Origin of the sequence: Secundilactobacillus similis DSM 23365 = JCM 2765 (assembly GCF_001311075.1) — a bacterium.
GTDB lineage: Bacteria > Bacillota > Bacilli > Lactobacillales > Lactobacillaceae > Secundilactobacillus > Secundilactobacillus similis.
In genome coordinates, this window is sequence record NZ_BBAD01000013.1 from 22,936 (window position 1) to 41,638 (window position 18,703).

The 18,703-nt window shown below is 45.3% G+C and carries 32 protein-coding genes and 1 tRNA gene; all 33 read right to left on the reverse strand.

The genetic code is table 11. The features are described from left to right. Positions 1-90 precede the first annotated feature (90 nt). Positions 91-675 carry a hypothetical protein gene (locus JCM2765_RS04645; protein ID WP_054734329.1) on the reverse strand — a complete coding sequence of 195 codons (585 nt, stop codon included), beginning with the start codon at positions 673-675 and terminating at the stop codon, positions 91-93. 113 nt (positions 676-788) lie between these two features. Then, a complete protein-coding gene (locus JCM2765_RS04650) occupies positions 789-1,271 on the reverse strand; it encodes a hypothetical protein (RefSeq protein ID WP_054734332.1) in 483 nt (160 codons plus the stop codon). Positions 1,272-1,290: 19 nt separating this feature from the next. Continuing rightward, positions 1,291-2,454, reverse strand: a complete 1,164-nt coding sequence (locus JCM2765_RS04655; protein WP_054734334.1) for a DUF3383 family protein — start codon at positions 2,452-2,454, stop codon at positions 1,291-1,293. A gap of 13 nt (positions 2,455-2,467) precedes the next feature. After that, positions 2,468-2,965 carry a phage neck terminator protein gene (locus JCM2765_RS04660; RefSeq protein ID WP_054734337.1) on the reverse strand — a complete coding sequence of 166 codons (498 nt, stop codon included), beginning with the start codon at positions 2,963-2,965 and terminating at the stop codon, positions 2,468-2,470. Then, on the reverse strand, positions 2,949-3,335 hold the full coding sequence (locus JCM2765_RS04665) for a hypothetical protein (RefSeq protein ID WP_054734340.1): 387 nt from the start codon (positions 3,333-3,335) through the stop codon (positions 2,949-2,951). The genes JCM2765_RS04660 and JCM2765_RS04665 overlap by 17 nt, the downstream gene beginning before the upstream one ends. Positions 3,336-3,348: 13 nt before the next feature. Beyond that, positions 3,349-3,642 (reverse strand): hypothetical protein, encoded by a 294-nt coding sequence (locus JCM2765_RS04670; protein WP_054734343.1) that lies wholly within the window; start codon positions 3,640-3,642, stop codon positions 3,349-3,351. Positions 3,643-3,675: 33 nt separating this feature from the next. After that, positions 3,676-4,182: a hypothetical protein gene (locus tag JCM2765_RS04675; RefSeq protein ID WP_054734346.1), complete on the reverse strand. Its 507-nt coding sequence runs from the start codon at positions 4,180-4,182 to the stop codon at positions 3,676-3,678. Then, positions 4,179-4,520 carry a DUF4054 domain-containing protein gene (locus JCM2765_RS04680; RefSeq protein ID WP_054734348.1) on the reverse strand — a complete coding sequence of 114 codons (342 nt, stop codon included), beginning with the start codon at positions 4,518-4,520 and terminating at the stop codon, positions 4,179-4,181. The genes JCM2765_RS04675 and JCM2765_RS04680 overlap by 4 nt, the downstream gene beginning before the upstream one ends. Positions 4,521-4,532: 12 nt before the next feature. Continuing rightward, complete coding sequence (locus JCM2765_RS04685; protein ID WP_082404997.1) at positions 4,533-4,781, reverse strand: Ig-like domain-containing protein; 249 nt, start codon at positions 4,779-4,781, stop codon at positions 4,533-4,535. Between the two features lie 92 nt (positions 4,782-4,873). Then, positions 4,874-5,926 carry a major capsid protein gene (locus JCM2765_RS04690; protein ID WP_054734351.1) on the reverse strand — a complete coding sequence of 351 codons (1,053 nt, stop codon included), beginning with the start codon at positions 5,924-5,926 and terminating at the stop codon, positions 4,874-4,876. 16 nt (positions 5,927-5,942) lie between these two features. Then, positions 5,943-6,335, reverse strand: coding sequence for a hypothetical protein (locus tag JCM2765_RS04695; protein WP_054734353.1), 393 nt, complete (start codon positions 6,333-6,335; stop codon positions 5,943-5,945). Between the two features lie 19 nt (positions 6,336-6,354). Further along, on the reverse strand, positions 6,355-6,999 hold the full coding sequence (locus JCM2765_RS04700) for a capsid assembly scaffolding protein Gp46 family protein (protein ID WP_054734356.1): 645 nt from the start codon (positions 6,997-6,999) through the stop codon (positions 6,355-6,357). Positions 7,000-7,115: 116 nt separating this feature from the next. Further along, positions 7,116-8,036 carry a hypothetical protein gene (locus tag JCM2765_RS04705; protein WP_054734359.1) on the reverse strand — a complete coding sequence of 307 codons (921 nt, stop codon included), beginning with the start codon at positions 8,034-8,036 and terminating at the stop codon, positions 7,116-7,118. Beyond that, positions 7,957-9,582, reverse strand: coding sequence for a phage portal protein (locus JCM2765_RS04710; protein ID WP_054734360.1), 1,626 nt, complete (start codon positions 9,580-9,582; stop codon positions 7,957-7,959). Before JCM2765_RS04710 ends, JCM2765_RS04705 begins: the two co-directional genes overlap by 80 nt. Before the next feature lie 14 nt (positions 9,583-9,596). Then, the gene (locus tag JCM2765_RS04715; RefSeq protein ID WP_054734365.1) at positions 9,597-10,880 is read right to left on the reverse strand and encodes a PBSX family phage terminase large subunit; all 1,284 of its coding nucleotides are present in this window, start codon (positions 10,878-10,880) and stop codon (positions 9,597-9,599) included. After that, positions 10,877-11,602, reverse strand: a complete 726-nt coding sequence (locus JCM2765_RS04720) for a helix-turn-helix domain-containing protein (protein WP_054734367.1) — start codon at positions 11,600-11,602, stop codon at positions 10,877-10,879. Before JCM2765_RS04720 ends, JCM2765_RS04715 begins: the two co-directional genes overlap by 4 nt. Before the next feature lie 38 nt (positions 11,603-11,640). After that, complete coding sequence (locus tag JCM2765_RS04725; protein WP_054734369.1) at positions 11,641-11,868, reverse strand: hypothetical protein; 228 nt, start codon at positions 11,866-11,868, stop codon at positions 11,641-11,643. A gap of 144 nt (positions 11,869-12,012) precedes the next feature. After that, positions 12,013-12,222 (reverse strand): hypothetical protein, encoded by a 210-nt coding sequence (locus JCM2765_RS04730; protein ID WP_054734373.1) that lies wholly within the window; start codon positions 12,220-12,222, stop codon positions 12,013-12,015. 107 nt (positions 12,223-12,329) lie between these two features. Beyond that, a tRNA-Trp gene (locus tag JCM2765_RS04735) sits at positions 12,330-12,400 on the reverse strand. A 456-nt stretch (positions 12,401-12,856) separates the two neighbouring features. Then, entirely contained in the window at positions 12,857-13,339 is a 483-nt protein-coding gene (locus tag JCM2765_RS04740; protein ID WP_054734375.1) for an ArpU family phage packaging/lysis transcriptional regulator, read from the reverse strand. A gap of 94 nt (positions 13,340-13,433) precedes the next feature. After that, on the reverse strand, positions 13,434-13,757 hold the full coding sequence (locus tag JCM2765_RS04745) for a hypothetical protein (protein ID WP_054734377.1): 324 nt from the start codon (positions 13,755-13,757) through the stop codon (positions 13,434-13,436). A 2-nt stretch (positions 13,758-13,759) separates the two neighbouring features. Continuing rightward, positions 13,760-13,993 carry a hypothetical protein gene (locus JCM2765_RS04750; protein ID WP_054734380.1) on the reverse strand — a complete coding sequence of 78 codons (234 nt, stop codon included), beginning with the start codon at positions 13,991-13,993 and terminating at the stop codon, positions 13,760-13,762. 131 nt (positions 13,994-14,124) lie between these two features. After that, positions 14,125-14,592 carry a DUF1064 domain-containing protein gene (locus tag JCM2765_RS04755; RefSeq protein ID WP_054734383.1) on the reverse strand — a complete coding sequence of 156 codons (468 nt, stop codon included), beginning with the start codon at positions 14,590-14,592 and terminating at the stop codon, positions 14,125-14,127. Beyond that, entirely contained in the window at positions 14,582-14,887 is a 306-nt protein-coding gene (locus tag JCM2765_RS04760; RefSeq protein ID WP_054734386.1) for a hypothetical protein, read from the reverse strand. Before JCM2765_RS04760 ends, JCM2765_RS04755 begins: the two co-directional genes overlap by 11 nt. 61 nt (positions 14,888-14,948) lie before the next feature. Then, positions 14,949-15,122, reverse strand: a complete 174-nt coding sequence (locus tag JCM2765_RS17055) for a hypothetical protein (RefSeq protein ID WP_156301681.1) — start codon at positions 15,120-15,122, stop codon at positions 14,949-14,951. Positions 15,123-15,347: 225 nt separating this feature from the next. Next, positions 15,348-15,896, reverse strand: a complete 549-nt coding sequence (locus tag JCM2765_RS04770) for a hypothetical protein (protein WP_054734391.1) — start codon at positions 15,894-15,896, stop codon at positions 15,348-15,350. 127 nt (positions 15,897-16,023) lie between these two features. Then, entirely contained in the window at positions 16,024-16,422 is a 399-nt protein-coding gene (locus tag JCM2765_RS04775) for a YopX family protein (RefSeq protein WP_054734394.1), read from the reverse strand. Further along, the gene (locus tag JCM2765_RS04780; RefSeq protein WP_054734396.1) at positions 16,409-16,822 is read right to left on the reverse strand and encodes a YopX family protein; all 414 of its coding nucleotides are present in this window, start codon (positions 16,820-16,822) and stop codon (positions 16,409-16,411) included. The genes JCM2765_RS04775 and JCM2765_RS04780 overlap by 14 nt, the downstream gene beginning before the upstream one ends. Next, a complete protein-coding gene (locus JCM2765_RS04785) occupies positions 16,819-17,109 on the reverse strand; it encodes a YopX family protein (RefSeq protein WP_054734399.1) in 291 nt (96 codons plus the stop codon). The genes JCM2765_RS04780 and JCM2765_RS04785 overlap by 4 nt, the downstream gene beginning before the upstream one ends. A 47-nt stretch (positions 17,110-17,156) precedes the next feature. Next, positions 17,157-17,498 carry a sporulation protein Cse60 gene (locus JCM2765_RS04790; protein WP_054734402.1) on the reverse strand — a complete coding sequence of 114 codons (342 nt, stop codon included), beginning with the start codon at positions 17,496-17,498 and terminating at the stop codon, positions 17,157-17,159. Further along, on the reverse strand, positions 17,495-17,935 hold the full coding sequence (locus tag JCM2765_RS04795) for a hypothetical protein (RefSeq protein ID WP_054734405.1): 441 nt from the start codon (positions 17,933-17,935) through the stop codon (positions 17,495-17,497). Before JCM2765_RS04795 ends, JCM2765_RS04790 begins: the two co-directional genes overlap by 4 nt. Continuing rightward, the gene (locus JCM2765_RS04800; protein ID WP_054734407.1) at positions 17,935-18,393 is read right to left on the reverse strand and encodes a hypothetical protein; all 459 of its coding nucleotides are present in this window, start codon (positions 18,391-18,393) and stop codon (positions 17,935-17,937) included. Before JCM2765_RS04800 ends, JCM2765_RS04795 begins: the two co-directional genes overlap by 1 nt. Then, entirely contained in the window at positions 18,386-18,694 is a 309-nt protein-coding gene (locus tag JCM2765_RS04805; protein ID WP_054734412.1) for a hypothetical protein, read from the reverse strand. Before JCM2765_RS04805 ends, JCM2765_RS04800 begins: the two co-directional genes overlap by 8 nt. Positions 18,695-18,703: the final 9 nt, after the last annotated feature.

The following is an 18,703-nucleotide window of genomic DNA, read 5'->3' on the forward strand; positions in this document are numbered from 1 at the left end:
TGATCAACAGAAGCAATGTTGTAGATGCTTGGCCGATAATACGGGAGTAACTTCTGCGCCTTATCCGTTACCCCCGCGCTTTTAACGTGATTATCGAAACATTTTGCCTACAAAGTCGCTTGCGGCAGTCATGACCTCTTGATATTCAGAGTTGTTGACGATCGTACCGATGAACAAATCGGCTTCTTGCATGACCTCTGTATAGCCTTCATGGTGATCCCAGTAAGAGAAATTAACTTCTTCGTTGGTGATAACGTGCTTCATTAAGCCTTTGTAGTATTCAGCTGTCATCAATGAGCCATCGTCAGCTGTTGCCTCTGCTTGTAGCTTGATGATTCGTTGGAATCCGGGGAACTTGAAGTTGTAAGTGACTTCAGTATCATCAAAATCCCTAACCGCAATCGATTCTGAACGATCTTTAGTAGCGACTTTCTTGTCGAAGTAGTTCCAGTCGTAGTCGCCTTCTAAGATATGTTGCATGATGGCCTCGTTAAGCAATGTGGTATCTTGAACTCCGTTGCGCATAGACGCATCCATCACGTTTTTTTGGACGTAGAACGTGCCTGGATACGTGAAAAGGTATTCGGTGCCTCGTTTACTGGTGAATGTTTCTTGCTTCATATTCTTGTTATATTTTTTAGGTTCGGTTGTAGTTGCGGCTTTTTCTTCAGTCATGGTTAATAGCTCCTTTTTTAGTTGGTTAATGATCCAGAGCGGAGTCGAACCACCCTGAACCGCCTAAATTTGGGCATAAAAAAAGACTGCACCGGCAGTCAGCTCAAATTTATTTAGGCATTGGCGTCACCATCGTACTTGTAGTCGAACGCTTCAACTGTCCATTGACGGGTTGGCACATCCTTACCAAATGGTGCATCTGGTGACTTTTGAATCATACAGTGGTCGGCGTTAGTGACCTCATCACCATATGCTACCCGGAAGCCAAACACTTCATCCGTGTTGTAAAGTTCGCTCAACAAGTTGTTAGTTGGTGAGCCTTGTTGCACGGTGGTTTGGAATGACCCCAGTGAGTCATAGGTAACCGCTGCTGCCGGCGACGCTTGTGGGTCACTCATGGTCGTAATTTTGTTGTTGGTCTTTTGTGGTGTGACCATATCGCCATCTTGGAAGTTCCGCAGAACAACCGTTGAACCGTCGGCACGGGTGATCGTAATCGATACATCCTTTGCCTTATACAGGTTCATTGTCCGGCCTTCACCAATATCAATTGAGTTGCGACCGGTAAAATTGTCGACACTTGAATCTACAGCCATGTGGCTTCATCTCCTCTCATTAAATCCATTCCTGCATGTTGCCATGCACATACATCGTATTGATTGCGCTGCCTGGCGTGTAGCCAAACGTGGTGTTGTTGAGCACCCGTTGTGCGATGTCAACTCGACCAATGGTTCCGATGCTTGGCACGTTGTAGGTCATCATTGGCTTACCCGTGTCAGGGTCAGTGGCAATGATGCCATCGTTGTAGCATGCGTTAAGTGAGCTTTCGAGGGACGCTTCAATCATGCCTAAACCAATCGAGTCGTATGGCGTCTTACCAGCGGTGTTCAAGGTGTTTTGCAGGTTAGTTTCAACCGTCGCCTTGACCTGATCCAGACCGTGAATCACGTCGATGTACATGCCTGCCAGGTTCTTGTCATCGCTTTGGTTATTGTTGTTTCCCTTGTGGATGTACAAAATGAATCCTTGCTTTTCCAATGCAATAGCGTCAGATACCGGCATGGGTTCTGGCGTGATGTTGGCTAAATCGCTCACGAACTTCCATGAAACTTTACCAATGGTTGGTTGAGCCCCAGCAGCAGCCAATGCAGCGGCGTACTGCTCGCTGTTGGAGTGGTAGAACTCGAATGTCCGTTGGTAGCTAGTGAAGTCGGTGATGTCGGCCTTGTTGGTGTCATCGAACTGCAAGAAGCAGATATGGAACCCTTTAGCGTCATAGCCCCCATGCTCGATCAAGTCAGCCAACGCAAGGGCTTCCGTCTTGTCGTAGTCGGCAAGCAAAGCGAACTCCCAGTTGCTGTAGAAGCAATCGAAGGCAGCCTTCGCAATCCCACTCGTTGGAATGTCATCGCCTGGTTCGTTGATGACTACTGGGTCAGCGGTTACCGTTGCACCGTTTTCAGTCGGACTAGCTTCCAGTCCGGTTGGCGCTGGTGCTTGGTTAGTAGCTGGTGCAGCACTATCGCCAATGTAGGTGATGACTGCAATGAGTTGTGGGGCCGGATTTTGAGCAAAGATAGTTTCAGCCATCTTGTAGACCGAAGTCGTGCTGTCAAAGTCCGCTTCCACTGCGTCTAAGTACAGGTATTCCTTGTAGGACTGCGTTTGCACGTTGAGTCCCTTAACAAAAATGGCCGGGTTCTTCAGCCCGACCGTTGTTTGTGGATGTGTCACGTCAATTGAGACGAACACGTCCGTATTCTTAGGAATTACTGGCATCAGTTAATCCCTCCTATTCTTTGTTGTAGTTGTTTTTATCCGATAAATTAGCGCCATTAAGATTGACGTCATCTATCGTTTGGATATCATCCTGAAATGAATCGCAGATGCGCAGTCGGACGATAAACCCCGACCGCCGCTCAACTTGAATCGAAATAACGTTATCAGTGTTTTGTACGTCCTCAGTCTCAATCACGTAGAAACCATTCTGTTCAGCCAGTAACCCGACCGATTGGATTCCAAACATTTTTGATAGTTGACTGGCCAGATTGGTCGCTTCATAGATGTTTTGCGAGTGTGCGTCGAACTGAATCGTCATTTCGAATTGCTCAAAGTTGATGTTGTCGGTAAAAGGCAGCTCGATGTGTGGATCAACGATATCAAACGTAAAAAACGGATATGACTGCTGTGGACCCATTGAGTTGGCCTCGTAACATTCGATACCCGTTTCCTGTTTGATTTCGTCAGTTATAAGCGCCATGAGCGCCTCGTAATCATACGGCTTGTCCATTTGATGTCACTGCCTCCAATCCGTAGATTGTGATGTCCGATACTGAGGTGTATGGGTTGGACCCTTTCACCCGGAAGGTACGGTTCAGGTTAACGTCTTTGACGATAGTATTGATAGCGATGTTGGGTCGCTGTGAGTACCACACCATGTCATACGTCTCGACTGTACCGCCTTCTTGCACACTGCCATTCATTCCGAATGTCATATTGGAGTTAGGAGGGAGTAATGGCTCGTTGATTTGGAGCGTTTCGCCCTCATCAGGCACCCACACCCCAGCGACGTATTGGCCGCCGTCGTTGCCGCTCTTTAACTGAATTTCGAGTGGAGTCGACCATTCGTCCAACATATCGCTAAAATCAAATTCATCCATTACTCATGCCTCCTTATCCAGCGGTGATAGTCGCACCGTCAGCCGTTGGTGTTGACTTTAGGTTAGTTGGTGCCGGTGCTTTCTGTTTTGGGACGGTAAATCCGGGTACTGGTTCAGCTTCTGATTCATCTTGCACACCAGTAGGATCAACGTGAGTCGCTACATAGTCGCCATCAGCAACTACTGTCCCGGCCGTTAGGCCAGTGATTGCCGCCTTGGCGTCGGTATCAGTGCCAGTCCCAATTACAGTCTTCAAATCGTCCTTCTTATACACGTTCAACGTGTAAGTCGTTGGTTCGTCTGCCATTTATTTACACCTCCTTTCATTGTTTACTCCTTTCTAATGCTTCGTGACGATTCGATAATTGATGGCGTCTCTCAGGGCACCAGTATCAATCAACGGGTCATCTTTGCCTTTATTGGCAATGGTCAGCTTGGCGTTGTGTGGCACTTTAAACTTAACGATTTCAGATTTCATCTGCGTAACCATCAAGTGTCCCAACATGTTGAGTGCCATCATCGCGGTACCGTTGCCGTCCGCAATCTTGATAAATTGCTTTCTGGCTTCGGTCTGCCAGCGTGATTCATGCCGTTCCATGGTACGTTCCAAGAAGCGACGGGCTGGAATCGTAACCGACTTCTTTTTAGCAAACTTCAACTTGCCATTCTCGCGGTATGGAATCATCAGGTACTCGCTACTTTTGGCATGGATCACTGCACCATCGTTGTTGACGACTGCAATCATCTGGAGCAAGCCATTCGCCAGCACTCCGACCTCAATCATGTGAGTGTTGAACACGTCAACTTGCTGTGAAATTTTGCCAATGTTGTTGTATTCGTCAATCATAAGAATTGCACCCGATTTCTTCCGAGTAACGATAGGCCGTAACGGCTAAGCAAGTCGTTGTACATGTCTAAAAAAGGGTCAGTATTCACACTAGACCAGTCAAAATAGCTCATCGTCAGCGGTCCCATCGTCTTTGATGAAACGTTCGAACTGCGATTGAGTAGCTGCGTGCCAACATGGGCCGACAACAATTGCCATCCGTAGCTCAATTGGCTTTCAGGCAATCCCGAAGCCTCTATCATCGGTTTGGCAACGTTAATCCAGCTCTGAATGGTTGCATCATCAGCTTTTTTAAAGCGCTTATCCATCGGTTTGACTGTTTCAACTGTTAGCTCCATAGAGACCACCTACTAACTAGCTGCTGCTACAGTCACCTTAACAGTCGCCGTGAAGTCCCCACTAGTGGCCGTGATGTTGGCTGTGCCTTCAGCAACCGCCGTAATCGTGCCATCCGCTGCAACCGTAGCAATCGTGTCGTCACTAGAAGCGTAAGTGATTGCACCATTAACCGCAGTTGCATCGTCAGCATCGTCAGGCGTTGCCTTAGCGGTCACTTTTTTAGTGTCACCGACTTTCATTGATGCGGTTGCTTGGCTCATCGCCAAACCAGTTGCTGGATTAGGTGCTGGCGTATTAGTTTCGCCACTTGTACTCCCAGTGGAACCAGTAGTCCCACCGCTAGTAGGTGGCGTTACGCTTTTGGGTTAACGTTCATAATCACGACATTACGAACCTTGTCGAATGCCGGAAGCACATTTTGAGAAACGTGTACTAAAGTGGCAACTGGGTCGTGAATACGATCAGTGTAGACCGTAATCCCATCACTCATTCGTGAAAGCTGAACAGTTGGATCACCCGAAAGGCCCATGTCTTCGTTGGTATCAGTCCAAACCATACGGCCTAACGAACCAGTAGGCGTTAACACAACCACATCGTCAGGGATGAACCGGTCGCTGCCAATACCTTTGTTATAGATAACTACTTGAACGCCAAGTGTGTCGCTGACCAATTGAGTTACCGCCGATTGAGTTACCGCAACACCCTTATTAGCACGTCCATCCGTTAACGTGGTAATAATTTCACCAGAATCACGTAGTTTGCGGAAGGTACGGCCGTTCATGAAGGCAACACCAATATCGGTACCGTTATCATCACTGATTTTATCCATTTGCTTTTGAATATCATCAAGTGGTGACGAATCAGGCGTGCCCCATTCGGTGGTCACTGACACCTTGTGCTCATCAGGCATGTGGAAATCACGAGTATAAACCAAGTTGTTGCTGCCGGTGCCATCGCTACCAGAAACAACGATTTTACCAGTCGTCAAGGCTTGCATAGCCATAATTTCACGAGTGCCATAGCCAAACGTTAGTAAATCGTCTAGGTCTTGGTATTGCGTTCTTGTAATCGCTTGAATCTCAGCTTCACTGCTGTTATTAGCCAACGCACGGTTAATATCACGACGCCGTTTTTCGTTCATAGCTTTGTAGTTTTTGAACGGAATAAGCGAGAACGGTTCACTTTCGAATCCACGGTTACCGAGCTTAACAGAAGCAACGTCTTCCGTGGTGGCGGTCATCATACGTAGCTTAGATTCTTCGCCGTAATATAACTTGGTCGTATCGGTGCCGCTGTACGTTAAATCAAAAATGCTTTGATACAGATATGGTTTACGTTCATTAGCACGTTCATTCCAGTTACCAATGATGGCAGCTGGATTTTCAATATCACTAATCGTTAACATTTAGTTTCCTCCTAAATTAGTCTCGGTTAATAACGGTCACTCGGGGGAGAACCGCCTTTAAAGCCGTAATGAGGTCATCGGTGTACATAGCACGCGTGGTTTCATCCATACGGGCCAAGTTAATGGTTCCGGCTACGATGACTGAAGCAGGAACAGCACCACCAGCAACGTTATAATCTTGACGTAAAATGCCCTGTGCTTTAGTAGCGTCAGTCGTCGGCACTAAAGCTTCAGCACCATTGTTGCTAGTCAAGGCGTTCTTAGTGGCTGTTAAAAGCACGCCACTCATCAAATACTTTTGACCATCTGCATCAGCGGTTGCCGACGGATCATCGACCATATTCGCAATTAAGGTGGCATTATAGTCATCGACTAAGATGTCATGCGTGCCAAAAATTTGTTTCTTCATTTAAAAATCCTCCTAACTGTTAGTAACGTGTTTGCAATGGGGCTCTGGACGTTCCAGACTTCGCTACTTCAACGCCGAAATTAGAATTAGAGTTCTGGTGTTTAGTATCAGATGGCAGTTTACCTTGCCGATATTCATCACGAACGCTGGATTCTGTGCTCTGTTTGACCTGTGTCACAAAGGACAACAGCTTCTTGGAATTCTCAATGGTCTCATCGGCATCATCACTCACAAATAAGTTGATAATGTCGTCTGGTACCTCAACGCCGCCCTCGTGAAACACGTTTACGACCTGTTTAGTCGTCTTATCGCGTGCAATTTGGGCTTTGAGCGATTCAATTTCCAGTTGATCCTCAGTCTTCGGCTTCTCTTTCGGCTTACCACCGTTTTTCAAGGCTTCCAGTTCGTCCTGTGCGGCCTTCAATTGCTCCGCAAGCTGATTCTTCTCACCTTGTTCCTTGCCGATTCGGCCTTGCAGTTTCTCGATGATTTTGGCGTTCTTATCATCGGGTTCTGTGGTGGTCGTATCATCTGGTTCTGGGTCATCTTTGTGAGTTTCAGTTTGCGAATCATCTGGTTCTGGATCATCTGGCTCTGGGTCATCCTTTGGATCAGCAAAATACTGTAATTTCATCGGCATCGGCAAAGTATCATTATCTTTCATGTTCAAGCTCCTTTCGCGCATTTAAAGCCGTGGGAGGCTTACTCAGGTTGTTCTTTATTGCCCGCAACACACGGAAAAGGGCATAAAAAAAGCACTCACAGTGGAGTGCTGAATGCTTATTGGTTCTTTCTGACTATACTTACCTTTGAACATCGACAATTAGGATGGCTGTCGTCAGGAATACTAGGGCAATCATCAATAGCGTAAGGTCCGCTATCGGCGATACCCATACACTTCGAACATGCACCCGGCTCAGTGACCCATTGAATCCATTTAACACCTTTCATTCGAAATGTGGTCATGGTTACTTGGTCCACTAATCGAGCCGACTCAGTCCGAACCAACCGCTGAGTGTTGTACTGAGCTTGTGCAATGCAATCAGCTATTGACTGGTTGGGTTTGAATTGCTCCTTGTTGACATGCTTCTTCAAACCGTCTTGTAAATCGTTCAGCGTAGCTCCGTGACGTAGATACTGGTTAACCAAGTTCTCAACGTCGTTAGCCATCATGTCATGATTGGTCCATAAACGTGCGCTCCACTGCTTAACGGTTTCAGGCTGAGTAATTATACTCGTTACCTTCTTCGATTGCTTAGGCGTTAATTTATAAGCCACTTTCATCCGTTTAACTTCGTCTCGAGCATCCTTAACCGAACGTTGTTGGATAGATTGCCGTTGTTTGACCGTCATCCGTAATAGAGCCAGTCCAATGATTGCCAGCATAACGTGAGCCTTGTCGATACCCGCAGTGGCCCCGTACATTTTCACACGGTCAGTAGCAGCCTTCGGCCAACCAGACATATCGACTTCATTGATAGCTTGCTTCCACTGGTTCAAGTCCCATTTCGAAATGTGGGCCCGGGCCCGTGAAATCGATAGGCCGTTCTCATCCGCGTACTGCTGGTAAAACTGTAGTAAGTGGTCTCGAATGTAGGCTAAGCACTCATCATAGTAAGCATCAGTCTGCTTGTCCGTTTGGTCGTCCAGATTGATTAGTTGCTGTATTCTTGCCTGTTGTTGCTTGACCGTTATCGTCATCTACCACACCGCCCTTCTTTTGGTCGGATAGATAGTTTTTAACGATGTTGGCCGTCGCTTGCTGGTCTTGCTTCTGCTGCTCATGCAACCGCTCAATTTCCTTGTCGGGATCATCAATGCCTGATAAGTAACTCAGCTTAGTTGGGTCACTCACTTGACCGTTAAGCTTGCCCACAATGTCAGCTTCTTCTGACACGTTGTGTGGAATGCTTTGCTTGTGGTCAAACGTTAGGTCACTCACGTTTCCTGATAGGTTCTTGTAAGCAAACATAATTGAGAACAGTTGACGCAAGCCCTTATCCATCTTCTTGGCCTTGGTTCGTGCTTTGGCCTGCATTGGCTGATAACGTTGAAGCAAGGCCACACCACTAATTGACTGTGCCGACACACCAAAGTTAGAATCATTTAGGTTAACAACTTGAGAAACCTGATACACCATATCGATCAATCGATTTAATGCATTCTCTTGCGTTTCGTCGCTGGGATCAGGAGTTAAGAAGAACGCATCGGGGTCAAGCATGTTGCTATCAGTGTTATTAAAGCTCGTCTTAGTTTCCCGATAAAGGTTGATGAACCGCTTATCTTGGATATTGGTAACTTGCTCCTCGGTTAACTTCTGTCCTTTAACGACCAAATACTGATCAGCAAATGAACTAACATCGTTTACCTTTGCAGATTGAATTAAATCAACTGCATCAATCAAACTGATAACGTCATCAAAGATACCGATACGCTCATCGTCTTCGGCCAATTCAATGACTGGTAACGACTCAAAATCATGAATATCTTCTTTCACAACGTTATCAGGGTTATTTGGATCAACGTTGGTCACTTTCATTTCAGAATTCGCATTATCGTTGCTAATCAGATAATCGGCTTTAGGGGTAATCAACGTATCGTATTGCTTATTAGAATTAGTAGAATACCGAATAGCTGCTACTGGTCGATGCTGAATGCTGTCGTCATAAATCATAATCGTGTCACGAGGTGAGCAAACCGCAATTCGTAAATCACCATCAATTTGATAAACATACAGGTAAGAACGACCGTAGATGTCGGCCTGCTTAGCCCATTCACTAAACGTGTCCCCGTAATCGTTATCATTCAGCCAGCTTTGAATCTCATCGTTCATTTTATCGTTGCTAGCATCACTATCCGAATGATATTTGATGCTTACAGGGTCACCACTAAAGTACCCGTTAAACGTCGATACTAACTTCTTAGGAAGGTTAATCAGCAATCGATAATCAGGCTTGTTATGTGGCTTAGGTGGACGCTGAATGATTGCATGGTGTCGACCCTTATAATAATCTCGCTTCATTTTGTACTTCTCGGCGATGTAGTTCTCGTGATAACTCACGATTGACCGCACGTCTTCCAGATTATCAAGCAAGTTTGCTCCCGAACGATACAGGAAAACGTCATCATCCGTTAAAGTGATGTTATCACCTAATGAAGTATCACCATTATTCGAAACGTTATGTTCATCAAGCGGCACTCCACTGATGATAAAGTCTTGCGTGTTCTTTGGCCTAAAAATATCCAATTGAGCTTCACCTCCTAATAGTGATCAAATACTTGAATGCCCTCTTCATTTTGGTTAGGCGCAAGCACTCCCATACAGAAGTACCGCATTGCGTCCATCGCGTGGTCGTGTTCCTTGACCACTTTATCTTCACCCTTTTGACCGGTCTTGCTGTCCCAGATGTAACTGGATAGCTCTTTAAAGACCGACGATAGCCCTGGTGTGAACTTAATCAGTCCATTGCTCATGCACGACTGTGTGAGCCGTATGCCATCTAATACGTCGTTATCAGCGGGTATCACCTCGTAACCACGTTGTTCCAATTTAATAGCGAAGTGCTTTGCCGATGGATCTAGGATGATTGGCGCACTAATGGGACCGAGAAACGTGCCTAAGTCGTTAGCGTACTGATCATCACTCTTTTGACGATGACCAGGATTGTTCCGGCCGTCAAAGTAGTACTCTTTGAGGCAGTACCAAACGCCATCACAAAAACCCCACAGCAGAAATACCGTAGGGTTAAGCGCACCGTAGTCAGACGATACAACGTATTTAGTTATGCGGCTTGGATCAGGCGGGTCAACAACCATTTGCTCTGCATTGAAGTTGTCATACACGACGCCCTCAGCAAGCACCCACAAGCCGAGAATGTAACGCTGATAGAACACACCAGTATACATACGGTTGTAACGGTCTCTGACTTCATCTGATAACGATGGGTTGTCGTTCATCGTGAAATGAATGTGCAACACTTTATGCTTCTTCGGCTGGTCTAACCACTCTAATTTGAACCAGTGATACGGACCATCGGGGTTACAGTTGAACCAGTATTTGCCACCATCTTTAGAAACACGAGCTGTTGCTTGATTGACAAATGACTGTGGCATTAAGGCAACTTCATCAAAGAAAAAGCCTGCTGCGGTTAACCCTTGAACCAGGTCTTGTGACCCTTCATCTTTACCACCAAAAACGTAGTAGTGGTTAGTGACGTTTCCACGAGTAATTTCTAGCAAGTTATCAGCCCGCTTATCTTTAATCCGGTAACCGCCACGTCCTTTTAAAATCCGTTTAAGTGGGGTCAACACGTTACGACGCAACGAGCCAATGGTCTTACCTGCAATACCGAATTGTTCATCGTTAAAGTTAGCCATGGACCACTCAATGAAGCTGGTTGACATAATGAGTGTTTTGCCAGCACGAACAGAACCATCACAAATGATGGTTTCGTAATCCTTGTAAGGTGATTTATCAGTCCACCAAGCCGAGACCTGAAGTTGTTTGGGTGAGAATGGTGTGAATTCAAATTGTGGTACCCTCATTCACTGTCACCGTCCTCTTTCTTAAATATCTGATGAATGCCTTGATCAATAGCGTTAATGTAGCTATCACCGGCATCGTTATCAATGTCCTCTGGATGAAGCTGTTGTTTAGCATCGAACTCGTTAACGTCGGCATCAGCTTTCTTATTGCGATACTCTTCGGCAATAATCGGATCTAACTTGAGCAAGCGCGCTAGGCTGTCCAGTGATTTAGTGAATGCATCAGTGTTAGCCTTATGAATTCCATCAGCGACTATGCTTGCCTTGGATTCATCACGCAGGAATACATAATCGTTAACTACATTGTCCAGCGATAAGTCATGATGACTGGCCGAATCTTGGGAAATCTTGGAAATACGTTCTTTTATTTTAGAACTTCCTGCTAGCCTTGAACCTTCCGACATAGCCGTAGCTAATGATGGCTTCCTCTGTGAATATGCAGTTAAGTAAGCCCGATACAATGGTATTTGCTTCCCGCCAACTAACTGAGCAAACAGCTCCTGCTGAGGGGTTAAATCTGGTGAATTATCGTCTGCAACCTTTTTTGCAACCTTATGTTTTTTGGACGCAACCTTTTTCACAGACGTTGTGTCTCTTTTGTCTTGCCAATAACGTGCTTTCCAAGACTTAACAGTTGAAATAGATACACCATACTTTTCAGCGATGTCTTTATACTTCATTCCTGCCAGATAGTCTTGTTCGGCCTGTTCATGCTTCTTCATTACATATCACCACACCTCACAATCAAACACTCACTGAGTTATCTCACTTCTTCTAATTCTTTACCTGTTTCGAGGTTACCAACGATTTCCCAAACACCATCAGGGAAAGTTTCCAACTTATCATTTAGCCCAATATTAGAGTTAACTACTCCCAACGTGGTTTTGCCTTTAAAGTTCGTTCCGCTCACCACGAATCCGATTACTCCATCCTCGTTGATCAGCACGTCATGATATTTAATTTCATTCCCGTTGTTATCTTTGACCACGTTGTTTTCCCTCTTTCTCTTTTTTCTCAATTAAACAAGTGCCATGCTCCTCAGTACGACGCTTCTCTTTAATCCACTGATCTAGCTCACCAAATATCCGGGCCTCCACTGGGAAGACGTTCCCATACTTGGTGTGTACCTGTCTCAAACTGCTTCTCCGATGTACTGTTTGACCGTAATCGGCCGTTTGTGGCGTCGATTGTACTCAAAGACGAATAGTCCACAAAAGTACTCGCATACGTCCACATTAGGATTCAATGGCTTGCCTCGTTTCGGCTGCTTAAAATTCCCAGTGAGCAACCGGCGCGCCCTAATCGCTAATTGACGCAAGTCTAAGTATTCGCTTTCTGTCATACAATCCACTCCTAACTAAAAATGCCGTTGGGGACTTCGGCATCACCCAACAGCTAACACGCCATCGAAACACAAAACTTATTTTATTTTTTTGTTTTAGCGTGCTACACCTCACCGTGGACTCGAACCACGATCAACGGTTTTGGAGACCGCCGTGCTGCCATTGCACCAGTGAGATGTTTGACACCTACAAACTTAAACTCGGTATCTATCAGTACCCACAGCATGAAGCTGTTAGGCTCGGCCCAATCTGGGGGGCACATCCCCGCAGCCTGCTAACGAACGGCTGCTCTCCGACTGACGTTTTTCCCCACTGTGTTGATGTGCTGTCTTCTACAGTGAGCTAGGGACCCATTGCGGGTGCCGGACTCGAACCGACTAAACTCTGCTTATGAAGCAGTTAAGCGTCCTATGCTTGAACCCGCGATAATGGCCGCCCGGCGACGGCCAACATAAATAATGTTAGAGGTTTGCCAGTATTAACTGGCGACGGGTGATGTGGGAGTCGAACCCACACTGGCCTGTCCAATCACCCTGTTAGGGTTGTAGTTGAGATTAAACGGCGGGTAATTCCGTTTCTTGATTCTTTCAACGATACTAGAATACCCCCATTTACCGGTTAAAAAGTCCCAACCTAGTCCCCATATAGTCCCCAAGCAGTCCCATTTTCGACTTCGCCCTGGAATACCCGTAACTCCTGAACTCCTGACAATGCGTCAGCAAATTCCAGCAGTGCCAACGGCTTGTACTTGTCAAAATAATGGCTCCTGGTGAGATGTAAATCAATTGTCACATTCGTATCGCTGTGATGTTGAATGTATAGCTTAATCAAAATTTGACGACTCATACACGTACAGCCGTTAATTGCCTTGATCACTTGGTTAACCGCTTCTTCCGCTGCCAATCGCTTAACGATTTTATCGTCAGTGTGGTTGACTGCACTCGCCACTTTAGGCATGCCGTCCATGCTTGGTGACTTAAGGTCACTAGCCTGGATATGGCTTACCCGCTGTAGCCGTGGAAACGTCCGCATGAGAAAATGTTTAGCTTTTGCGATGGTCCGCTCCTCATCCAACTCTGGAACTAAACTTTCAAAATCTAAATCTTCAATGTTCAACCCTTGCCACCCCTTGATATGTCAGCGTTTGTAACGTAAAATTAGATTATTCGAAGTCTGAGTTACGCCACTCTTGCCGGGGTGGCTTTTTTGTTTACGTCAACGATTGGATAATCGACCAAATCGGTGTACATGCACGATATATATTAGCGATGCCAAGCATCGTTAACAGACCAGCAATAGCTGGAAATAAAAACATTGCCATAGATGTATCACCAAATGAATCTTTCTGCCAATCTTTGCTCGTTTTTAGTGCATGAAAATAACCTGCAAGCAGCGCAATTGCCATCACTAAAAAAACAATTCCTAGAAAAGCATGACCAATAACATACTGGTGTATCATTTCTTTTGCCAAATCTGGCAAATGTTGTAGCCCACCATTCAGCGTTTTGATTAACTCTGCAACCTGTTTATCCATGCTTATTTGTCCTCCTGATTAGGATGCCACTCAATGAATTTAACTGACATAATCGTCCCGTGTAGCCCATTTGCGGTTCTAACAGCATTGTCGTGATTAAACCAAGCTGCTTCTCCCTCGCTAATAGTTAGTTCTGCCGAAATTAAGTCGCTCTGTATGCCTTTGCGAGCATCTTTCACGTATAAAGATCCCACTTTAACTACATATCCCACAACTCCATCTTGATTCATTTTCATACTCTGGCCTCCTAAAATATCCAACCGAAAATAATCATGATTGCCTTGATCGCAATAAAGCTTGTTGCCAGCATCGCAATCGCTACTAACCAACAACCCATGCACCTGATACGTCGTTCATTCCACGCCTCCTACAGTTTCATCGCTCCACGCCAGTCGTAAAATACATCACGGCAAATCAGTGGTTCTTTGGCAGACCTTTGCTTCGTAATTCCCATGGCGATGGACTTAAAGTCGTGCTTACGGATTACCACCGCTTCAACGGGAATCCCGTATTTAGCCGCAAACAACGTGAATCTGAGCTTAACACTCGTATCTATGGCGTAAGCTGTAAATCCATTTTTGACGTCGTAAACGTGCAGAATATGGCCAGAATCATCATAGATGACCACGTCCGGTGTGTAGATTACCTTGCGAGTGTTGAATCCCGTTAACTCGTGCCGATCCTCTAGCAAGTAATGTGGATGAATTTCGTATCGTGCGCCGCTATCCCGAATGAACCGGGTGTAGAAATCGCATTCTTTCTGGCTGTCAAACCTGTAGCCGTCCAGATAGACCTTGTTGCCACGCTTGTTGAGTGCCGTTGGACTAGTGCCCACGATGCAGCACCCCCTTAACTCGCTCCCACGTCCGCTTAATTAACGAATGTGGTGGGTTGCCGTGTGTTGCCATCAACGGAATGAATGCTTCACGTTTTCCGTTGTCACCTACTGGTTCGCCAACGTTTGGAATGCCGCCGTTGACCCACTTATCAATTTGTTTTTCAGTCTGAACTGTTCCGGTCACACGTAGATTGTCCAGCGCATTGTCTGCTTCTACCTTTAATCCATCATGATCCTTAAACAGGTCCTCAACGAGGCTTCGTAGTATAAGCGCTTCGGCAAGCTTTTTCATTCTTTGCTGTTCAAGGAATTCTTTATCTTGCTGTTTCAGTCGCTCAACCCGACGCCAACGGTCATTTGCTATCGCACATCACCTCCGCTGCTAGCATCTTGATTGCGGCCGCCAATCTGCGGTCAACTACTACCTCGTCAGCTCCATTTAGCGTAGCTTGGACCACTTGGCCGTCCTCAATTCTCAACGGTTTAGGGACTACGGATCCCTTAACCTTAAAATCGTATTTCATCATCGCGTGTCCTCCAATAACTTAATATATTTATCCGGGTAATGAATTAACTCCGACCGCTGTGCCCCAGTTAACCGCTTAAATTGGACTGGCAACATAACTGGCTCTACGCTATGGCTTTGATACACCAGCTTCCTGATGCCATCAATCCTGGCCTGCTTAGGCATAGGAGTAGCGAGCGTCCAGTCAATAAACCAGTCATCTTTACTCGGCATCAGTCGCTATCCTTTAGACTGATACGACTACCATTTTGATGATTCCTTTACATAGTTTCCAAAATTCATCTATCGTGGAATCAAGTGAATGTTCAAGCACTAAATCAACGATTTCATCAGGATCAGACTTGTCAAAATGTTCTTGCATATCGTTTGTGGCAGTCTTGACAAATCTCTGAACACCGACAGTCCATGCATTTTCACCAAGTTCACCGGTGATTCTGTCTTTAAGCTGTTCTTGCATCTTGCTGATGTAGTCGTAAGCAGTAAATTTGAATACGGTTCTTTCGGGATTGACTTCATAATTTTCCTGAAAATCCTTATTTTCAATCGGATAATACGTTCCATCGTCCCACTTAGCAATCCAGTCACCCTGTTCAAATTTCATTCGACCTGAAACTGTTTGAATACTGTAACCGGGAACTTCAACGGGACCGTTGGGTTGTTGCACTACCTTGATTACGTCCTCATACTCAATTCCTAGTTCGTCCATCATTTCTTGGGAACCATCGAACTGAACTGCTTCAAGTGGTGCCTTTTTATAGAATTTTTTAAATTTCATTGCTAATCCTCCACTAATTTGACTGACTTAATAGCATAATTTTTAGTGCTACACCCGCGATGATTGAAATCCATCTCAGCTTCCCACAACGAATCGTAGGTGAGCGCTGACCCACTTGCCGGTATTCTTATTCCTGATTGCGTACATCATGACCTCCCAGCAGTTCTGGATCCTCGTGCACATTACCAACTACAACCGCGCCGAGTTCCACTAGCTTCCACAAATTACGGAAGCCAGTTACAAATGCGGCATCACCTTCGCTCCATTCAACTATTGTCCGTTTAGACCGGGGCTTACCGCCAAATACGAAATCTTGGAATTCAAGAATGTCGCCTTCGTAAATTTCAGTACCATTTGAATCCTTCAAACCGGTAAATTCTTCAAGAACTAAATGCCAGTTATCTACTTCTTCGAGTACTTGGTTAAAACTCCAAAACCGGTTAGTTTCACAGTTTTCAGAACTTTGAACGTTCTTATAATATTTGTGTTCCACCACGTCCCACGCACGAAATTTAATCGTCCTCATTACGAACCACCTCCGCTAACTCTGGATTCTCATGAATATTGCCAATCACTTCATACCCGTCTTCAAGCACTACATCAGCCAGCATCATATTTTTTTCTACTGCGTAACCGGCCATATTTTCATCATAGATTACAGGCCCAGAACCGTTAGCTTCATGCGGATCCATTTCGTCGCCTTCACACCAAATGCTTCCGTAACTTATGATGTCGCCCTCGTAAACTTCGTCACCTTTTGAACCTTTAAATTGGATAAGCTGTTCGAGTTCGAAATTGCCGTCCGTTAACGTTCCATGGTAAGTGTCCACGCTGGTGATATGGCCGCCATCGTCAATGTGGATTTCGGTGGGCACATCGTAGACTTTCATCTGCTTATCCCACACCCTGAATTCAATCGGTTTCATTCTTCTGCCTCCAATAATTCGGGATTATCTCGAATATTTCCTAATACTTTGCACCGGTTTCCGTAGTAATTAAGCAACGTTTCTTCGCCGTTATTTGCATATTCGGCAAGTGGACCAGTAAATCCACCATCACACATCCAATCACTACGTTCATCGTCAAAATATACTTTTACGACAGCAGATAAAAACACAATTCTGCCATTATCCTCAGTTTCTTGCACTTGAACGATATCCCCATCGTAAATTTTTGTACCCAGAGTGTCTTTTAATCCTGTACTTCTAATCATTCGTCATCACCCAGCTTTCGTCCGCACATCGGACAGTAACGAATTCCTTACACCGCTTCCGTGCCATCATATTTTTGAGCATTTTTGCCCATTGACAGTACAAGCAACTGATTGCCGTCAAACTCTAGTGTTGCATCATTTGTGCTCATAATTGGACCATATCCGTCACAGAAACTACACTTTTCGATGCTTCCATCGGGAGATTCCGTTTCGTAAACAATCAACGCTGATTTTGAATAATTGACACCGCGACCATCGGGCGCCATAGCCATTTGGTACTTGATATCAATAAGTTTGACGTCTGGATGGTCTTTCAAAAAGTGGTTGATTCCCGATTTCAGATCAGCGTTCGTCCAACTTCTATCCTCGATTAATTCAGTCCGAATCATCTCTCGTCACCGTCCTTAACCGGAATAAATACGGCAGTGTTATTAATGTCGTATACTGGCAAGAATGGCGCCCATTCAGGATGGTCGCGCTTGAATAAAATATACTCAGCTCCGGTGAAATCTGTGTCTGTATCCGCCCACCCACTGATATCACCATGTTTATCCAGATAATTGCCAATCAAATTTGGCGTTTCAGGCAAAACTTTCACTCGAAACTTAATGACACTGATTCGATCCTTTTCCGGTGTCACGATGTAATCCACTAGCCATTGCATGTTTTCACTACCAAATTCATCTAAATTGCCCTGAACTAACGGTCCAATCGATGACGCTAGCGTTTTACCATCCGATTTACGTGTGATGGCAATAATTCCATCCCTCTCTGAAAAATCAAATCCTTGTTCTTCCATACGTGCTTTAATTACATTTCGTTTCATTAGCTAAGATCCTCCAATGGCTGATATAGTCGGGCGTCCATTTGTTCCGCTACTCTCTTAGTAACCGCAATCATGCCGGTTTTGCCTAATGTTTCACAGTGATTATCGTCGAACCCGACAACCCAAAAGTAGTTTCCGTCCTCAACCGCCTGACGTGCAGCGTCTTGAAATTCTGGTTTTAGTGACAGAATATTTTGCTCTACGAGTGGCTTATCCGCTTCCGAATCCAGCAAAAAATCCTGACTTGCCATGATGATTTCACCGTCATTTAATAAATTAGGGAACGCTATGCCCATAAACGTTGGGCCCATCCAAAAATAAAAACAATCATAGACCGGATCAAAATAGTTTCTCGGCATGTCTGAATCAATTTCAATGTAACCGCACGTCCACCACATAATTTGCTTAGTGAACCAACGCCGACCATGTTTTGTTTTATTAAGCATCAGCTTACTCACCTAAACCGCCTACTTTCGGGTCGAGCCAGTCGTCAAACTCCTGCTCAATATTGTGATTAGCGGTTATCAGCTCGTCTAGGCTGGTAATTACCGGCTCGTCGACGCGGATCATATAATTTCTCAACCCTTTTAGAGCATTGCCCAAGCTATTCCAATGTCCGACTAATGACTCCGCGTAACTTTTATTACCCTTAGCGTCTGTTATCACAACGGGCTGACCATCCTGCATCTTCATACGATTAACAGTAAATTGATAACGGTCACTTGTGATGTGATACTGCTTGTATTTCATGTCGATCATGATTCGTCC

What these genes read in the sequence shown, in the direction of transcription:
- JCM2765_RS04645 (WP_054734329.1), bottom strand. Translation starts at nt 675, where the DNA reads ATGACTGAAGAAAAAGCCGCAACTACAACCGAACCTAAAAAATATAAC.
- JCM2765_RS04650 (WP_054734332.1), bottom strand. Translation starts at nt 1,271, where the DNA reads ATGGCTGTAGATTCAAGTGTCGACAATTTTACCGGTCGCAACTCAATT.
- JCM2765_RS04655 (WP_054734334.1), bottom strand. Translation starts at nt 2,454, where the DNA reads ATGCCAGTAATTCCTAAGAATACGGACGTGTTCGTCTCAATTGACGTG.
- JCM2765_RS04660 (WP_054734337.1), bottom strand. Translation starts at nt 2,965, where the DNA reads ATGGACAAGCCGTATGATTACGAGGCGCTCATGGCGCTTATAACTGAC.
- JCM2765_RS04665 (WP_054734340.1), bottom strand. Translation starts at nt 3,335, where the DNA reads ATGGATGAATTTGATTTTAGCGATATGTTGGACGAATGGTCGACTCCA.
- JCM2765_RS04670 (WP_054734343.1), bottom strand. Translation starts at nt 3,642, where the DNA reads ATGGCAGACGAACCAACGACTTACACGTTGAACGTGTATAAGAAGGAC.
- JCM2765_RS04675 (WP_054734346.1), bottom strand. Translation starts at nt 4,182, where the DNA reads ATGATTGACGAATACAACAACATTGGCAAAATTTCACAGCAAGTTGAC.
- JCM2765_RS04680 (WP_054734348.1), bottom strand. Translation starts at nt 4,520, where the DNA reads ATGGAGCTAACAGTTGAAACAGTCAAACCGATGGATAAGCGCTTTAAA.
- JCM2765_RS04685 (WP_082404997.1), bottom strand. Translation starts at nt 4,781, where the DNA reads ATGAGCCAAGCAACCGCATCAATGAAAGTCGGTGACACTAAAAAAGTG.
- JCM2765_RS04690 (WP_054734351.1), bottom strand. Translation starts at nt 5,926, where the DNA reads ATGTTAACGATTAGTGATATTGAAAATCCAGCTGCCATCATTGGTAAC.
- JCM2765_RS04695 (WP_054734353.1), bottom strand. Translation starts at nt 6,335, where the DNA reads ATGAAGAAACAAATTTTTGGCACGCATGACATCTTAGTCGATGACTAT.
- JCM2765_RS04700 (WP_054734356.1), bottom strand. Translation starts at nt 6,999, where the DNA reads ATGAAAGATAATGATACTTTGCCGATGCCGATGAAATTACAGTATTTT.
- JCM2765_RS04705 (WP_054734359.1), bottom strand. Translation starts at nt 8,036, where the DNA reads ATGACGATAACGGTCAAGCAACAACAGGCAAGAATACAGCAACTAATC.
- JCM2765_RS04715 (WP_054734365.1), bottom strand. Translation starts at nt 10,880, where the DNA reads ATGAGGGTACCACAATTTGAATTCACACCATTCTCACCCAAACAACTT.
- JCM2765_RS04720 (WP_054734367.1), bottom strand. Translation starts at nt 11,602, where the DNA reads ATGAAGAAGCATGAACAGGCCGAACAAGACTATCTGGCAGGAATGAAG.
- JCM2765_RS04730 (WP_054734373.1), bottom strand. Translation starts at nt 12,222, where the DNA reads ATGACAGAAAGCGAATACTTAGACTTGCGTCAATTAGCGATTAGGGCG.
- JCM2765_RS04745 (WP_054734377.1), bottom strand. Translation starts at nt 13,757, where the DNA reads ATGGATAAACAGGTTGCAGAGTTAATCAAAACGCTGAATGGTGGGCTA.
- JCM2765_RS04750 (WP_054734380.1), bottom strand. Translation starts at nt 13,993, where the DNA reads ATGAAAATGAATCAAGATGGAGTTGTGGGATATGTAGTTAAAGTGGGA.
- JCM2765_RS04760 (WP_054734386.1), bottom strand. Translation starts at nt 14,887, where the DNA reads ATGAAAAAGCTTGCCGAAGCGCTTATACTACGAAGCCTCGTTGAGGAC.
- JCM2765_RS17055 (WP_156301681.1), bottom strand. Translation starts at nt 15,122, where the DNA reads ATGATGAAATACGATTTTAAGGTTAAGGGATCCGTAGTCCCTAAACCG.
- JCM2765_RS04770 (WP_054734391.1), bottom strand. Translation starts at nt 15,896, where the DNA reads ATGAAATTTAAAAAATTCTATAAAAAGGCACCACTTGAAGCAGTTCAG.
- JCM2765_RS04775 (WP_054734394.1), bottom strand. Translation starts at nt 16,422, where the DNA reads ATGAGGACGATTAAATTTCGTGCGTGGGACGTGGTGGAACACAAATAT.
- JCM2765_RS04780 (WP_054734396.1), bottom strand. Translation starts at nt 16,822, where the DNA reads ATGAAACCGATTGAATTCAGGGTGTGGGATAAGCAGATGAAAGTCTAC.
- JCM2765_RS04785 (WP_054734399.1), bottom strand. Translation starts at nt 17,109, where the DNA reads ATGATTAGAAGTACAGGATTAAAAGACACTCTGGGTACAAAAATTTAC.
- JCM2765_RS04790 (WP_054734402.1), bottom strand. Translation starts at nt 17,498, where the DNA reads ATGATTCGGACTGAATTAATCGAGGATAGAAGTTGGACGAACGCTGAT.
- JCM2765_RS04795 (WP_054734405.1), bottom strand. Translation starts at nt 17,935, where the DNA reads ATGAAACGAAATGTAATTAAAGCACGTATGGAAGAACAAGGATTTGAT.
- JCM2765_RS04805 (WP_054734412.1), bottom strand. Translation starts at nt 18,694, where the DNA reads ATGATCGACATGAAATACAAGCAGTATCACATCACAAGTGACCGTTAT.